Source organism: Mycobacterium shunyiense, assembly GCF_058270075.1.
In genome coordinates this window covers 67,459-82,942 of the sequence record NZ_JBZDPU010000040.1, presented here as the reverse complement: position 1 = coordinate 82,942, position 15,484 = coordinate 67,459, and the positions used below count along the sequence as shown (strand labels likewise).

Here is a 15,484-nt window from a genome sequence, read left to right as displayed (position 1 = left end):
CCGGTACCGAGTAGGTTGAGCCTGACTGTTAGTTACTTGCCAGTAGGGAGTCCCCGATGCCTGCTCCGTCCGCCGCCGACTTCGCCCGCCTGCGCGCGCTCGTCGCCATCGACGACGTCGGAGCCCGGCAGTCCAAGCCGATCGACGAGGTCTTCACCGGCAAGGAACTGACCACCATCCCGGTCGGCACCGCCGACGATGTCACCGCCGCCTTCGCCAAAGCCCGGGCCGCACAGGCCCAGTGGGCCAAGCGTCCGGTCAAGGAACGCGCCGCCATCATCAAGCGCTTCGGCGCGCTGCTCGCCGAGAATCGTGACTTCCTGATGGACGTGGCTCAGGCCGAGACCGGTAAGGCCCGCTCGGCCGCGCAGGAAGAGATCGTCGACATGATCCTGAACGCGGGCTACTACGCCCGCGAGGCGTCCCGGTTGCTCTCGACCAAGCGGGTCCAGGGTCTGCTGCCCGGGTTCGTCAAGACCGTGGTCAACCACCACCCCAAGGGTGTCATCGGCGTCATCTCGCCGTGGAACTACCCGATGACCCTGTCGATCTCGGATTCCATCCCGGCCCTGCTGGCCGGCAATGCGGTGGTGGTCAAGCCCGACAGCCAGACCCCGTACTGCACGCTGGCCAATGCCGAGCTGCTGTATCAGGCCGGCTTGCCGCGTGATCTGTTCGCCGTGGTGCCGGGGCCGGGTTCGGTGGTCGGCACCGCGATCGTCGAGAACTGCGACTACATGATGTTCACCGGTTCGACGGCCACCGGGCGGGCGCTGGCAGAGCAGTGCGGCCGCCGGCTGATCGGCTTCTCTGCCGAGCTCGGCGGCAAGAACCCGATGATCGTCACCAAGGGCGCCAACCTCAAGGTCGCCGCCAAGGCCGCCACCCGCGCCTGTTTCTCCAATGCCGGTCAGCTGTGCATCTCGATCGAACGGATCTACGTCGAGAAGGACGTCGCCGACGAGTTCACCGCCAAGTTCGCCGAGCAGGTGCGCAACATGAACCTCTCGGCGGCCTACGACTTCACCGCCGACATGGGCAGTCTGATCTCCGAAGACCAGATCAAGACCGTGTCCGGCCATGTCGACGACGCAAAAGCCAAGGGCGCCAAGGTGGTTGCCGGCGGCCACGCGCGCCCCGACATCGGCCCGCTGTTCTTCGAGCCGACCGTGCTGACCGGCGTCACCGACGAGATGGAATGCGCGCGCAACGAGACATTCGGCCCGCTGGTGTCGATCTACCCGGTCGATTCGGTCGACGAGGCCGTCGAGAAGGCCAACGACACCGAGTACGGCCTGAACGCCAGCGTCTGGGCTGGATCGAAGTCCGAGGGCGAGGCGATCGCGGCCCGGGTCAATTCCGGCACGGTCAACGTCGACGAGGGCTACGCCCTGGCGTTCGGCAGCACCGCGGCCCCCATGGGTGGCATGAAGGCCTCCGGCGTCGGGCGCCGCCACGGCGCCGACGGGATCCTCAAGTACACCGAGTCTCAGACCGTCTCCACGGCCCGGGTGATCAATCTCGATCCGCCGCTGGGGATCTCGCAGACCGTCTGGCAGAAGGCGCTCACCCCGATGATCAGGGCACTGCAGAAGCTGCCCGGCCGCTAGAACTCCTCATTCGGGACGCCGCGCGACGACCGCGAAGTTCAGCGGAATCCGCGGCGCCCCGGGCGGTAGCGCCCAGCCCTGAGGGCAAGGCACGAGAGCCGGGAAAGCCTGCCAGTCCATGTAAGGCAGTTCGGCCAGGGCCTCGATGACGAGCCCGGCTTGCAGCAACGACGTCACGACTTCGGACAGATCGTGGCGCCATTCGTGGTTGCGCACATGTTGGATCTGCCCTGCCGAGTCTTCGGTGTACGTCCCGTCGTCGTCGTAGGTTCGGGCTCCCCCACCACTGAGGTAGTCGTCGGTGATGTCCCACGGCTCATAGTCCAGGGCGCTCAGGATCGGATGGTCGTCGCGGATCATGAACACCCCGCCCGGCTCGAGCAGGTCATGGATCGACCGCGCCCAGTTGACCAGCTCGGGCAACCACACGATGGTTCCGGTACTGGTCACCACGATCTCGAAGCGGCGCTGGATCAACGTCGACGCGAAGCGCGCATCGCCCTCGACCCAGGTGACGTCACGACCATCGGCCTCGGCGATCCGGGCCGCGTGCCGCAGCGAATTCGGCGAAAGGTCGACGCCGTGCACGTCGCGGGCACCCAGACGCGCCCAGGAGATGGTGTCGGTGCCGATGTGGCACTGCAAGTGCAGCAGTGACCGGTCTTTGACGCCCATTTCCGGCAGGTGCGGCGCGAGCACCTCGAGGTCGTTCCGCACCACCCAGGAAATGTCGGTGGGATCGGCGAGAAACCCTGCCACGTCATACATCTCGGACCGGACATGCACATCGGCCCGGTCGTCCCAGTTGGCCCGGTTCGCCGCCAGGGCGTCCGCTACGTTCACCAGCTCGACCATACCCATCCCAACGACATCGAGCCTGCGTGCAGATCGCGAAGTCGTGAGTGGTCGCGATCTGGACGCAGGCTCGGTGCGCTGAGCGCAGACTCAGCTTCCGGCGATACCGTCCAGGCGCTTGGTCGCCGCCTCGAAACCGCTGACCAGCTCGGCGATGATGTCGGCGGCCGGCCGGATCTCGTTCATCCGGCCCACGATCTGGCCCACCGGCATCGCGACCGCAGTCGGGTCATCGGACAGGCTCATCCGCTGATGTGCCTCGCCGACCAGGATGTTCTGCAGCGGCATCGGCAATGCCTCGGGGGCGTCCGGTGCATCCCAAGCGTCGGTCCAGCGGCTCTTCAGGATTCGGGCGGGCTTGCCGGAGTAGATCTTTCGACGCACGGTGTCGGCGGAGGTGGCGTTCAGCAACGCCTCCTGGATCACCGAGGCACCCGACTCGCGACGCACACCCAGGTCGTATTCGGCCGCGGTGAGGAACGCCGAGCCCATCCACACTCCCTGGGCACCCAGCGCCAGCGCCGCGGCCAACTGCCGGCCGCTACCGATCCCGCCGGCCGCGAGCACCGCGGCCTTGCCGTCGACGGCGTCGACGATTTCCGGCCACAGCACCACCGAACCGATCTCGCCGGTGTGCCCGCCGGCCTCCTGGCCCTGAGCGATCACGATGTCCACACCGTTGGCGACGTGGCTGAGCGCATGCTTCGCACTGCCGGCCAGCGCGGCCACCGGCACGCCTGCCTCGTGGACCTGCTCGATGACGTCGTTGGGCGGGGACCCCAGCGCGTTGGCGATCAGCTTGATCGGATGGCGCAACGCCACCTCGACATGGCTTCGCGCCACCGAGTGCAGCCAGCCCAGCACACCCGTGTTGTGCTCGCCTTCCTCGGGGAGCGGCGGAACACCGAGATCAGCAAGGGTTTTCGCGACGAAGTCCCGATGCGCCTGTGGAATCAGCTTGTCGATGTCGACGGCGCTGCCCTCGGTGGGGATCTTGCTGGGCATCACCACGTCGACGCCGTACGGCTTGCCGTCGGTGTTGGCGTCCATCCAGGACAGCACGTTGTCCAACTCATCGGGATCGTTGAACCGCACGCAGCCCAGCACACCCAGGCCGCCGGCCCGGGTGACGGCCGCGGCCACCTTCTCCGACGGGGTGAAGACGAAGATCGGGTATTCGACCCCGAACCTTTCGCTCAATTCTGTCTTCACGGTCGAGTCCTCATCTACTTCGCTCCAACATGATTCGCGTGCACCTCGTCGGCCGCCCGCTCCTCGGTGGTGTCCTTGGCCCACCGGTAGTCGGGCTTGCCCGCGGGCGAACGCTTGACCTCGTCGACCAGCCACAGGCTGCGCGGCACCTTGTATCCGGCGATCTCGCTGCGCACGAACGTGTCGAGTTCGGCCAGGGTCGGGCGCGACCCCTCGCGAGCCTGCACGACCGCGGCGACATGCTGACCGAAGCGCTCGTCGGGCACGCCGACCACGAGCGCGTCGAACACGTCGGGGTGGCCCTTCAGTGCGGCCTCGACCTCTTCGGGGTAGATCTTCTCGCCACCGGAGTTGATCGACACGGAGCCGCGGCCCAGCATCGTCACGCTGCCGTCGGCCTCGACCTCGGCGTAGTCACCGGGGATGGCGTACCGGACCCCGTTGTAGGTCCGGAAGGTCTCGGCGGTCTTCTTCTCGTCCTTGAAGTAACCCACGGGAATGTGACCGCACTTGGCGATGATGCCGCGCACGCCCGAACCCGGGACGACCTCGTTGCCGTCCTCGTCGAGCACCTTGGTGTTCTTGTCGATGGTCACCCGCGGGCCGCCGGTGTGGCTCTGCCCCTTGGCCACCACGGAGGTACCGCCGAAACCGGTCTCCGAGGAGCCGATCGAGTCGGTGATGATCCGGTTGGGCAGCAGCTCAAGGAACTTCTCCTTGAGGCTCGTGGAGAACAGGGCCGCGGTGCTGGCGAGCAGGAACAGCGACGACAGGTCGTACTCGTTCCCTGCGTCCTGATGGGCCAGCAACGCATCGAGCAGCGGGCGGGCCATCGCGTCACCGGTGAAAAAGAGCAGATTGACCTTGTGCTCGTGGATCATCCGCCACGCCGCGTCGGCGTCGAACTCCGGCATCAGCACCACGGTGTGGCCGGTGAACAGGGCCATCCAGGTGGCCGACTGCGTCGCACCATGGATCATCGGCGGGATGGGCAGCCGGATCATCGGCGGGTTGGCGACGGCCTGCTTGGACAGGTCGTACTCATCGGCGACCGGCTCGCCCGTGGCAAAGTCCGTGCCGCCGAACAACACCCGGTAGATGTCCTCGTGACGCCACATGACGCCCTTGGGGAATCCGGTGGTGCCGCCCGTGTAGAGCAGGTAGATGTCGTCTTCGCTGCGCGGGCCGAAGTCGCGCTCGGGTGAGTGCTCGGCGATGGCCGAGTAGAACTCGACGCCGCCATAGCGCTGATAGTCGTCGTCGGACCCGTCTTCCACCACGAGGACGGTCTTGACCAGCGGGGTCTCCGGCAGCACGTTGGCCACGCGGTCGGCGTAACGGCGCTCGTGGATCAACGCGACCATGTCCGAGTTCTCGAACAGGTACTTCAGCTCGCCCTCGACGTAGCGGAAGTTGACGTTGACCAGGATCGCGCCGGCCTTCACGATGCCCAGCATCCCGATCACGATCTCGATGCGGTTGCGACAGTAAAGGCCGACCTTGTCGTCCTTCTTCACACCCTGGGAGATCAGATAGTGGGCCAGGCGGTTGGCCTTCTCCTCCAACTGCGCATAGGTCAGCTGTTCGTCGCCACAGATCAGGGCGACACGGTCAGGCACAGCATCGATGGCGTGCTCGGCAAGATCGGCAATATTCAGAGCCACAGAACCTAAACTAGAACGTGTTACATTTCGAGACAAGTCTGGGTTGAAAATGCATAGGAGCCGACACCCGTGAGCGATACCGAAAAAGGACCCGACGCCCTCATTGAGCAGCGCGGACACACCCTGATCCTGACGCTGAACCGGCCCGAGGCGCGCAACGCGCTTTCCACCGAGATGCTCTCGATCATGGTCGAGGCCTGGGACCGCGTCGACAACGATCCGGAGATCCGCACCTGCATCCTCACCGGCGCCGGCGGGTACTTCTGCGCGGGCATGGACCTCAAGGGCGCCACCAAGAAACCGCCGGGCGACTCGTTCAAGGACGGCAGCTACGACCCGTCGCGCATCGACGGCCTGCTCAAGGGCCGTCGGCTCACCAAGCCGCTGATCGCCGCGGTCGAGGGCCCGGCCATCGCCGGCGGCACCGAGATCCTGCAGGGCACCGATATCCGCGTGGCCGGCGAGAGCGCCAAGTTCGGCATCTCCGAGGCCAAGTGGAGCCTGTACCCGATGGGTGGCTCGGCAGTGCGCCTGGTGCGCCAGATTCCCTACACCATCGCGTGCGACATGCTGCTGACCGGACGGCACATCACCGCCGCTCAGGCGCTCGAGTACGGCCTGATCGGCCATGTCGTTCCGGATGGCACCGCGCTGGACAAGGCCCTGGAGATCGCCGAGGTGATCAACAACAACGGCCCGCTGGCCGTGCAGGCGATCCTCAAGACCATCCGCGAGACCGAGGGCATGCACGAGAACGAGGCGTTCAAGCCCGACACCGCCAACGGCATCCCGGTGTTCCTGTCCGCCGACGCCAAGGAAGGCCCGCTGGCCTTCAAGGAGAAGCGCGCACCCAAGTTCCAGATGCGCTGATCCGCGCTGCCGGCCAGACCGCCCTCATCGCTGATTTCGCCCGCCAACTGTCCTCATTGCGGCACTGAGCAGCCCTATACTCGTGCCAACTTTGCCGGGACGGGAGCCGGGCATGCCTGAACGCGATGAGGCGTCTGCGCCAACCACCGATAACTCGGTACGCCGTGGCCTGTTACTGCAACTCGCCCTGCGGATGCTCATGGCGATGTTCATCGGCGTCGCCCTGGTGTCGCAGCCTCCGCACTCGAACCTGTGGCTGCACCGCGCGATCTTCGTCGGCTACGTCGTGGCGGTCACGGTGTGGAGCTGGTGGACACTGCGCTCCGCCGACCGGTTGGGCGGCGGAACCCGGCGATCGGTCGCGCTGCTCATGCTGTGCGTGGATCTCCTTGCGGTTGCGATCATTTCGACGGAAACCGGGATCAGTTCGGCAGAGACCTGGACCTCCGACGTGGTACAGCACGGGCTGTTCCTGATCCCGCTGATCGCAGCAGCGCAACTCGATCCCGTCGTCAGCGCCACGATCGCGGTCCCTACAGTCGTCACGTTCTTCGTGGTGAGCTGGGTTGACAAGGCCGCCAACGGCAATGAGCCCTGGGGATCGATTCTGGCGCGGACCGCCGTGCTGTTCGGCCTGGCTGCCGGTTCGGTCGCGTTGTCGTGGATTCAGCAATCCAGGACCAGGACCATCACCGCCCTGGCCCTCGAGCGCACCCGCCTGCTCGAAGAAGTGATCAACCTGGAAAAGCGTGAACGCCAATCGCTCTCCGAACGTCTGCACGATGGTGCGCTCCAGTACGTGCTGGTGGCGCGACGCGACATGGAAGAGGTCAGGGACGGATCGGTCGACGGGATGGACCGAGTCGACTTCGCGTTGGCGGAGTCCTCCCGCCTCCTACGCGACGTGGTCCGTGAACTGCATCCCGAGGTTCTGGCCCGGGCCGGCCTCAAGGCGGCGATGACCTCGCTGGCTGACGGCATCGCGACGCGCACCAACCTCACAGTCCAGTTGGACGCTGATGGCTGGCCCGACGACCTACGCACGGACGCCGATCATCTGATCTACAGCGCGGCTCGGGAATTCTCCACGAACGTCATCAAGCACGCACAGGCACAGAACCTGCGGTTCACCCTGGGCTACAACGGCATTCAGGCCGCGATGTGCATCGCAGATGACGGCGTCGGCATTCCGCCCGAGCGGCTTGCACAGAGCATCGAGGATGGCCACATCGGCTTCGCCTCGATTTGCGCCAAGGTTCTGGCCGCGGGCGGCACATTCGTGGTCACGGGCACACCCGGCACCACCGTGTCGATCTCGGTTCCCGCGAAAGGCACCGCCGACGCTACCGGAGCATTCGTGGCGAAGCGGCCGCCCCACTTCCAGGTGAAGTAGACGTGCCGCAAAACCGAGGCCCTGCTCGACGTTTCGAGCAGGACCTCAGTTTCGGGCAACGCTAGCGCCAGTGCCTGGGCGGAGGCGGTCCCCAACGGTGGGGCGGGGGCGGTGGTGGGCCCCACCTCGGCGGTGGCGGCGGTCCCCAGAACGGAGGCGGTGGCGGCGGTCCCCAGAATGGCGGCGGCGGTGGCGGTCCCCAGAACGGGGGCGGCGGAGGTGGTGGCGGCGGGAACTGCGGTGCCGGGACCACCGACATCACGCTCGCCGGCGCCGGCGCGATCCCTTGCGCCGGCGCCGCATTGGCCTGCCCGGCCAACCCGATGGCCCCGGCCAGGAGCGTCCCACCCAGCACCACTCCGCTCAACACACTTCGCCCAGGTAAATGTCGTGCCATCTCGTGCACTCCTCTAGTCGTCGCGTCATATCCCCCGATATCGCGAGACTATCTAATTAGACTGCCTATGCGAAACCTGTGAGCGCATTACACAGCTGATGCTTAACCAATGCATAGGAGTACACAGTCACGCCGAGCCCACGCTCGCGCGATCTGCCGCTAGGCCCCCACCGGCGCCACCGGGGTGAACACCACCGGCATCGATTCCGGGCCGCTGACGAAGTTCGCCGGGCGCAACGGCAACTGGTTGGCGTCGGCCAACCGCAGGTCGGGCAGTCGTTCGAGCAGTCGTTCGAGCATCAGGCGTAGCTCCAGGCGGGCCAGCTGGTTCCCCAGACAGAAGTGCGTGCCGAAGCCGAAAGCCAAGTGACTGTTGGGGTTCCGGTCGATGCGGAATTCGTCAGGATTCTCGAAGACCGCTTCGTCGAAGTTGGCCGACTCGAACATCAGCATGATCTTCTCGCCGGCCTTCAGATCGGTCCCGTGGAAGGTCGTGTCGGCCGTGAGGGTCCGGCACATGTTCTTCACCGGCGAGGTCCAGCGCAGGGTCTCCTCGATCGCGCCGGGCAACAGCGACTGATCGGCGACCAGACGTTCCCACTGATCGCGACTACGCAACAGCTGATCGGTCCCGCCCGAGAGAGTGTGGCGCGTGGTCTCGTCGCCGCCGATGAGGATCAGGAGCGTCTCCATGACGATCTCGTCATCGCTCATCTTCTGGCCCTCGACCTCGGCATTCACCAGGATCGAGAACAGGTCGTCGGTCGGCTCGGCGCGGCGCTTGGCGATCACCTCCATGGTGAACGCGGTGTAGGCGGCAAACGTCTCCATCAGCATGTTGATGGCCGTCTCGTCGAGATGCGAACTCAGCCCGCAGACGAGGTCATCCGACCACTTCAGCAGCATCTCGCGCTCGGTGGGCAACACCCCGAGCATGTCACCGATCACCGCCATCGGCAGAGGCGCGGCGATATCCCGGACGAAGTCGCATTCCCCGCGTTCACACACCGCATCGATCAGGGTGTCGCACAGGTTCACGATCGAGGGCACCTTGTCCATGACGCGCTTACGGGTGAAGCCGGAGTTGACCAGCTTGCGGCGCAACACATGTGCCGGATCGTCCATGTCGATCATGTAGGGCATGCCGGGCTGATCGGGCCGGATTCCGCCGGCGTTGGAGAACAGCTCGGGGTTACGTTCGGCGTCGATCACCGCCGCATACGTTGCGGCCGCAGCCAACCCGTTGCGGTCGCGGAACACGGGCTCGTTGGCACGCATCCATCGGTAGGCCTCCCGCGCGCCGCCGTCGGCATAGAAATTGCCGTTGGTGAGGTCGACATCGGGCTTGAGCAGTACCTGGGTCACGGAATCTCCTTGGCGTCAGCAAATTTCATCTGCACATTGCGTACCGAACTGGACAACATCGCCCGTTTGGGCAGGCCCAGGGCCGCGAGTTCTTTGGCGTACGGGTGTTCTCCGAGCCGCACCGTGGCGCCCCCCGGGCGGTACCGCACACCCGAAAGCCGCATCTCGCCTTCGGTTTCGCGCAGGACGCCGTCGAGATGGGAGAAGGTGGATTGCACCTGCGGCTTGGCGGTGAACCGGGACGGGACCGGGAGGCCGGGTTTGAAGTCCATGCCCACCGCCGGCTTGCCGTCGATGTTCACGTCGAAGCTGAACGGCTTGTCGCCGCGGACCCCAGCCTGATTGTCCGCACCGCGGACCCCAGCCTGATTGTCCGCACCGCGGACCCCAGCCTGATTGTCCGCACCGCGGACCCCGGCCCCGCTGTCCGCACCGCGGACGGTGAAGTCCGCCAGGACCTTCGGATAGCCCCAGATCTGCCTGCCGGCCTGCAGCGTGAACTCGCCATCGACCGGGAGGTGATGCACGAAGGCGCCGGCCGAGCCCAGGCCGCGCAGACCCGACGCCTCCGATCCGGGGCGGTTCACCATGACGTTGGTGCCGTACTCCAGGTATGGGCCCAGGTCACCGTCGATGTAGTGCATCAGCATCAGCACGACGATCGTGCGGTGCGGTCGATGCCGATACACGCGCAGGCCGCTGTAGTCGATCATGCGCTGCGCGGCGTCGGCATCGACCGAGAACATCGCCATGTGCTGTTCGGCGGTCCGGATCTGCACCGGCATCGTCAACACGGTGCCGAGCACGGTGTGCTGCGAGACAGGAGTGGCGTCAGTCACACCACTGAATCTAGACCCAGCAGTAAACAGATTTCAAGAAGTGTCTACAGAGCGGGCTACACCAAGGCGGCAAGGTCCTTGATCTGTTCGACAGACCGGGCACCGACGACCATCATCGTCACGCCCGAGGCCTCCCAGGCCTTGATCTGCTCCTTGACGTAGTCGAGGTTACCGACGATCGCCGAATCATCGACCAATTCGTCGGGAATGATCTTGGCGGCTTCATCTTTGCGATCGCTACGGAACAGCTTCGTGACATCGTCGACGACCTCGGCGTACCCCATCCGGCGGTAGACCTCGGCGTGGAAGTTGGTGTCCTCAGACCCCATCCCGCCCATGTACAGCGCGAGGTGCGGCTTCATCAGCTCCATGATCGCCGGCCGGTCGTCGGTGACCACGACCTGCGCGGTGGCACAGATCTCGAAGGTCTCCCGGGTGCGCCGGGCCCCGGGCCGGGCGAAGCCCTCATCGAGCCACTCGTTGTACATGCCGGCGATACGCGGCGAATAGAAGATGGGCAGCCAGCCGTCGGCGATCTCGGCGGCCATCGCGACGTTCTTGGGCCCCTCGGCACCCAGCATCACCGGGATGTCGGCGCGCAGCGGATGGGTGATGGGCTTGAGGTTCTTGCCCAGGCCGGTGGTGCCTTCGCCGGTCAACGGCAGCGGGTAGTGCGGGCCGTCGCTGTGCACCGGAGCCTCGCGCGCCCAGACCTGACGCAGGATGTCGATGTATTCGCGGGTGCGGGCCAGCGGCTTCGGGAACTTGGCGCCATACCAACCCTCGACCACCTGCGGTCCGGACACACCCAGGCCGAGGATGTGGCGACCACCGGAGAGGTGGTCCAGCGTCAGCGCGGCCATCGCACACGCGGTGGGGGTGCGGGCGGACATCTGGATGACCGAGGTGCCCAGCCGCATGCGGGTGGTTTCCCGGCCCCACCAGGCCAGCGGCGTGTAGGCATCCGAGCCCCAGGCCTCGGCGGTGAAGACCGTGTCGAAGCCCTCCGCCTCAGCGGCAGCGACGAGTTCGGCGTGATTGGTCGGCGGCTGTGCGCCCCAGTATCCGAGTTGCAGACCCAGCTTCATTTAGATTGCCTTCCCACGTGTCCTTGCCACGATTGTTAGAACCTGTTCTACTCGATGGGTGACAGCCAGCCAAAGCCGCCCGGCCTCGACAGATCACCGTGAGCCGCCACTTTCCGCGCCACTGAAACTGTCTTTTGACTACACCCGTTCAGTGGGCCCACTGCTCAGCCAGTTCTTCACTGCCCTGCGTGAGCGCCGGATCGTCGGCGTGCGCGGTTCTGACGGACGCGTGCACGTGCCACCCGCTGAGTATGACCCGGTCACCTACGAGGCCCTGACCGAGGTCGTTCCCGTGTCCAGTGTGGGGACCGTGGTGTCCTGGACCTGGCAACCCACGCCGCTGGAAGGCCAGCCGCTGGACCGGCCGTTCGCCTGGGCGTTGATCAAGCTCGATGGCGCCGATACGCCGCTGCTGCATGCCGTGGACGTGAAAGAAGGCGAGCTCAGTTCAGGTGCCCGGGTGCACGCGCACTGGGTCGACGAGCCAGTGGGTGCGATCACCGACATCGCCTACTTCGTCCCTGGCGAGACACCTGAAGAGGTTCCGCCGGCCAGCGACGATCGGGATCCGGTCACCATGCAGGTCACCCCGTCCAACATCGAGATCCAACACACGGCTTCTCAGCCGGAGAGCACCTACCTCCGGGGTCTGCGCGACGGCAAACTGCTGGGCGCACGCACCGGAGACACCGGCAAGGTCTACTTCCCGCCGAAGGAAGCTGACCCCGCCACCGGCAAGGAACTCGACCAGTTCGTGGAGCTCGTCGACAAGGGCACGGTCACCACGTTCGCGATCATCAACATCCCGTTCGCCGGCCAGCGCATCAAGCCGCCGTACGTCGCGGCCTACGTGCTGCTCGACGGTGCCGACATTCCGTTCCTGCATCTCGTGACCGACATCGACGCGTCCGAAGTCCGGATGGGGATGAGGGTCGAAGCCGTATGGAAGCCCCAGGAGGAATGGGGCCTCGGCATCGACAACATCTCGCATTTCCGGCCGACGGGTGAGCCCGACGCCGATTACGACAGCTACAAGCACCACCTGTAAAGGGAACCCCTACATGACTCTTCGTGATGTCGCTGTCGTCGGTTTCGCCCATGCTCCGCATGTGCGCCGCACTGATGGCACCACCAACGGCGTCGAGATGTTGATGCCCTGCTTCGGCCGGCTCTTCGACGAACTCGGCCTTCAGCAGACGGACATCGGCTTCTGGTGCTCCGGATCCTCGGACTACCTTGCCGGCCGGGCCTTCTCGTTCATCTCGGCGATCGACTCGATCGGCGCAGTGCCGCCGATCAATGAATCGCATGTCGAGATGGACGCGGCCTGGGCGCTGTACGAGGCCTACATCAAGATCCTCACCGGCGAGGTGGACACCGCGCTGGTCTACGGCTTCGGCAAGTCCTCGGCAGGTGTGCTGCGCCGGGTGCTGGCTCTGCAGACCGACCCCTACACCGTTGCGCCGCTGTGGCCCGATGCGGTGTCGACTGCCGGACTGCAGGCCCGGTTCGGCCTGGACGCCGGCAAGTGGACCGCTGAGCAGATGGCGCAGGTGGCCCTGGACTCGTTCGCAGTGGCCGACCGGGTGGACTCGGTGGAATCCGCGTCGTCGGTCGCCGAGTTGCTGGATCGCCCGTTCTTCGCCGACCCGCTGCGCCGCCACGACATCGCTCCGATCACCGACGGCGCCTCGGCCATCGTGCTGGCCGCAGGCGACCGGGCCCGTGAGCTACGCGAGAACCCGGCCTGGATCACCGGTTTCGAGCACCGCATCGAGACTCCGGTGCTGGGCGCCCGTGACCTGACCGTCTCCACGTCGACCACCGCGTCGGCGCAGGTCGCCACCGGTGGCGACGTCAGCTCGATCGAGGTGGCCGAGATCTACGCCCCGTTCACCCATCAGCAGCTGATCCTCACCGAGGCGATCGGTCTGGGCGATGCCACCAAGATCAATCCCTCCGGCGGCGCGCTGGCCGCCAACCCGATGTTCTCCGCAGGTCTGGAGCGCATCGGTTTCGCCGCGCAGCACATCTTCTCCGGCTCGGCCGGGCGCGTGCTCGCGCACGCCACCAGTGGCGCTGCGCTGCAACAGAATCTGGTCGCGGTCCTGGAGGGCAAATAATGGCGAACAAAGCAGCGGTCCTGGGCACCGGGCAGACCAAATATGTGGCCAAGCGTCACGACGTGTCGATGAACGGCCTGGTGCGCGAAGCCATCGACAGGGCACTCGCCGATTCCGGCTCGACGATGGACGACATCGACGCCGTCGTGGTCGGCAAGGCACCGGACTTCTTCGAGGGCGTGATGATGCCCGAGTTGTTCATGGCCGACGCCACGGGCGCCACCAACAAGCCGCTGATCCGGGTGCACACCGCCGGTTCGGTGGGTGGATCGACCGCAATCGTGGCCTCCAGCCTGGTCAAGTCCGGCAAGTACCGCCGGGTGCTGACCATGGCCTGGGAAAAGCAGTCGGAATCGAATGCCATGTGGGCGTTGAGCATTCCGGTACCGTTCACCAAGCCGGTCGGCGCAGGTGCGGGCGGCTACTTCGCTCCGCACGTGCGGGCCTACATCCGCCGCTCGGGCGCCCCGAACCACATCGGCGCGATGGTCGCGGTCAAGGACCGGCTCAACGGCGCCAAGAACCCGTTGGCTCACCTGCATCAGCCCGACATCACGCTGGAAAAGGTGATGGCCTCGCAGATGCTGTGGGACCCGATCCGTTTCGACGAGACCTGCCCGTCGTCAGACGGTGCGGCCGCCATGGTGATCGGCAATGAGGAAGCAGCCGACGCTCGCGTGGCCGACGGGCATCCGGTGGCCTGGATCCACGCCACCGCGCTACGGACCGAGCCGTTGGCCTACTCCGGTCGCGACCAGGTCAACCCGCAGGCCGGCCGGGACGCTGCGGCCGCGCTGTGGCGCGATGCCGGTATCACCAGACCGATCGACGAGATCGACGTGGCCGAGGTGTACGTGCCGTTCTCCTGGTTCGAGCCGATGTGGTTGGAGAACCTCGGTTTTGCTGCCGAGGGCGAGGGCTGGAAGCTCACCGAGGCGGGCGAGACGGCCATCGGCGGGAAGATCCCGTTCAACGCCTCCGGCGGGGTGCTCTCGAGCAACCCGATCGGCGCCTCGGGCATGATCCGGTTCGCCGAATCGGCGATCCAGGTGATGGGCAAGGCCGGTGACCACCAGGTCGAGGGTGCCCGCAAAGCCTTGGGTCACGCCTATGGCGGTGGCGCGCAGTACTACTCGATGTGGGTGGTCTCGAGCGACAAGCCTGCGGACAAGCCGGCCTCATGACCCGCATGAAGTACACGCTCAGCGTGGCCATGGGCCCGCTGGAGCATCTGACCGGATTGGCCCGCACCGCTGAGGAAGTCGGGTTCGATTCGGTCGCGTTGCCGGACTCGCTGTTCTACATGGAAAAGCAGGCCGCGGACTATCCGTACACCCCGGATGGCTCGCGGATGTGGAACGCCGACACCCCTTGGGTCGACCCGCTGATCGCGGCGGCCTCGATGGGTGCGGCGACCTCGACGTTGCGGTTCTACACCAACGTCATGAAGCTCGGCTCGCGCAATCCGCTGCTGCTGGCCCGCCAGGTCGGTTCCGTGGCCAACCTGACCAACAACCGGTTCGGGTTCGGCGTCGGAATCGGCTGGGCACCGGAGGAATTCGAGTGGTGTGGGGTTCCGTTCGCCAAGCGGGGCGCGCGGGTCGACGAGATGATCGAGGTACTCAAGCTCGTACTCGGCGGCGGCATGGTCGAGTTCCACGGTGAGTTCTACGATTTCGAGCGTCTGCAGATGAGCCCGGCGCCGTCCGAGCCCGTCCCGTTCTACGTCGGCGGGCATACCCCGGTCGCCCTCAAGCGCGCGGCGCGGGTGGGTGACGGCTGGACCAGCGCGATGATGACGTGTGCACAGCTGGGTGAGACCGTGACGGCGCTCAACAAGTTGCGGGCCGAATACGGCCGGGCTGACGAGCCTTTCGAGTTCCAGGCGGTGTGCATCGACAAGTTCGACCTCGACGGACACCGTGAACTCGCCGCGGCCGGGATCACCGACAACATCGTGATCCCGTGGATGCTCGAGGGCCTGGGCTTCGATGCCCCGTTGGAGAAGAAGCAGGATTCGCTCAAGCGATTCGCCGACACCTACATCCACTCCGGCTGGCAGGACTGA

Annotated in this window: 14 protein-coding genes; 7 read left to right on the top strand and 7 right to left on the bottom strand. The window is 65.9% G+C overall.

The genetic code is table 11. The features are described from left to right. Positions 1-56: 56 nt before the first annotated feature. The gene (locus AC4ELH_RS30720) at positions 57-1,610 is read left to right on the top strand and encodes a succinic semialdehyde dehydrogenase (protein ID WP_448447603.1); all 1,554 of its coding nucleotides are present in this window, start codon (positions 57-59) and stop codon (positions 1,608-1,610) included. Positions 1,611-1,616: 6 nt separating this feature from the next. Here AC4ELH_RS30720 and AC4ELH_RS30715 read toward each other — a convergent pair whose 3' ends face one another. The 3 genes from AC4ELH_RS30715 to AC4ELH_RS30705 form a co-directional block, all read right to left on the bottom strand. After that, complete coding sequence (locus AC4ELH_RS30715; protein WP_448447605.1) at positions 1,617-2,453, bottom strand: class I SAM-dependent methyltransferase; 837 nt, start codon at positions 2,451-2,453, stop codon at positions 1,617-1,619. Between the two features lie 102 nt (positions 2,454-2,555). Beyond that, positions 2,556-3,677: an NAD(P)H-dependent flavin oxidoreductase gene (locus tag AC4ELH_RS30710; protein WP_064884601.1), complete on the bottom strand. Its 1,122-nt coding sequence runs from the start codon at positions 3,675-3,677 to the stop codon at positions 2,556-2,558. A gap of 14 nt (positions 3,678-3,691) precedes the next feature. Next, positions 3,692-5,377, bottom strand: coding sequence for an acyl-CoA synthetase (locus AC4ELH_RS30705; protein ID WP_498888548.1), 1,686 nt, complete (start codon positions 5,375-5,377; stop codon positions 3,692-3,694). A gap of 33 nt (positions 5,378-5,410) precedes the next feature. On the opposite strand from AC4ELH_RS30705, the gene AC4ELH_RS30700 reads away from it, so the two are divergent. Further along, positions 5,411-6,211: a crotonase/enoyl-CoA hydratase family protein gene (locus tag AC4ELH_RS30700; protein WP_064884597.1), complete on the top strand. Its 801-nt coding sequence runs from the start codon at positions 5,411-5,413 to the stop codon at positions 6,209-6,211. 112 nt (positions 6,212-6,323) lie between these two features. Then, complete coding sequence (locus tag AC4ELH_RS30695) at positions 6,324-7,604, top strand: sensor histidine kinase (protein ID WP_448447609.1); 1,281 nt, start codon at positions 6,324-6,326, stop codon at positions 7,602-7,604. A 61-nt stretch (positions 7,605-7,665) separates the two neighbouring features. Here the strand turns inward: AC4ELH_RS30695 and AC4ELH_RS30690 are convergent, their stop codons facing one another. The 4 genes from AC4ELH_RS30690 to AC4ELH_RS30675 all read right to left on the bottom strand — a co-directional run bounded on the left by AC4ELH_RS30690 (position 7,666) and on the right by AC4ELH_RS30675 (position 11,293). Continuing rightward, on the bottom strand, positions 7,666-8,001 hold the full coding sequence (locus tag AC4ELH_RS30690; protein ID WP_174554248.1) for a hypothetical protein: 336 nt from the start codon (positions 7,999-8,001) through the stop codon (positions 7,666-7,668). Between the two features lie 159 nt (positions 8,002-8,160). Then, positions 8,161-9,366 carry a cytochrome P450 gene (locus tag AC4ELH_RS30685; protein WP_064884593.1) on the bottom strand — a complete coding sequence of 402 codons (1,206 nt, stop codon included), beginning with the start codon at positions 9,364-9,366 and terminating at the stop codon, positions 8,161-8,163. Next, on the bottom strand, positions 9,363-10,151 hold the full coding sequence (locus AC4ELH_RS30680) for an acetoacetate decarboxylase family protein (protein ID WP_498889493.1): 789 nt from the start codon (positions 10,149-10,151) through the stop codon (positions 9,363-9,365). The genes AC4ELH_RS30685 and AC4ELH_RS30680 overlap by 4 nt, the downstream gene beginning before the upstream one ends. Positions 10,152-10,261: 110 nt before the next feature. Then, positions 10,262-11,293, bottom strand: a complete 1,032-nt coding sequence (locus AC4ELH_RS30675; RefSeq protein ID WP_055117764.1) for an LLM class F420-dependent oxidoreductase — start codon at positions 11,291-11,293, stop codon at positions 10,262-10,264. Between the two features lie 58 nt (positions 11,294-11,351). Between AC4ELH_RS30675 and AC4ELH_RS30670 the strand changes: the two genes are divergently transcribed. From AC4ELH_RS30670 to AC4ELH_RS30655, 4 genes are read left to right on the top strand one after another with little or no spacing between them, the layout of a single operon-like run. Beyond that, a complete protein-coding gene (locus AC4ELH_RS30670) occupies positions 11,352-12,341 on the top strand; it encodes a Zn-ribbon domain-containing OB-fold protein (RefSeq protein WP_064958831.1) in 990 nt (329 codons plus the stop codon). 13 nt (positions 12,342-12,354) lie between these two features. Further along, positions 12,355-13,416, top strand: coding sequence for a thiolase family protein (locus tag AC4ELH_RS30665; protein ID WP_448447613.1), 1,062 nt, complete (start codon positions 12,355-12,357; stop codon positions 13,414-13,416). Further along, positions 13,416-14,600 (top strand): thiolase family protein, encoded by a 1,185-nt coding sequence (locus AC4ELH_RS30660; protein ID WP_448447615.1) that lies wholly within the window; start codon positions 13,416-13,418, stop codon positions 14,598-14,600. The genes AC4ELH_RS30665 and AC4ELH_RS30660 overlap by 1 nt, the downstream gene beginning before the upstream one ends. Positions 14,601-14,605: 5 nt before the next feature. Beyond that, positions 14,606-15,484 (top strand): TIGR03619 family F420-dependent LLM class oxidoreductase, encoded by an 879-nt coding sequence (locus AC4ELH_RS30655; protein ID WP_064884915.1) that lies wholly within the window; start codon positions 14,606-14,608, stop codon positions 15,482-15,484.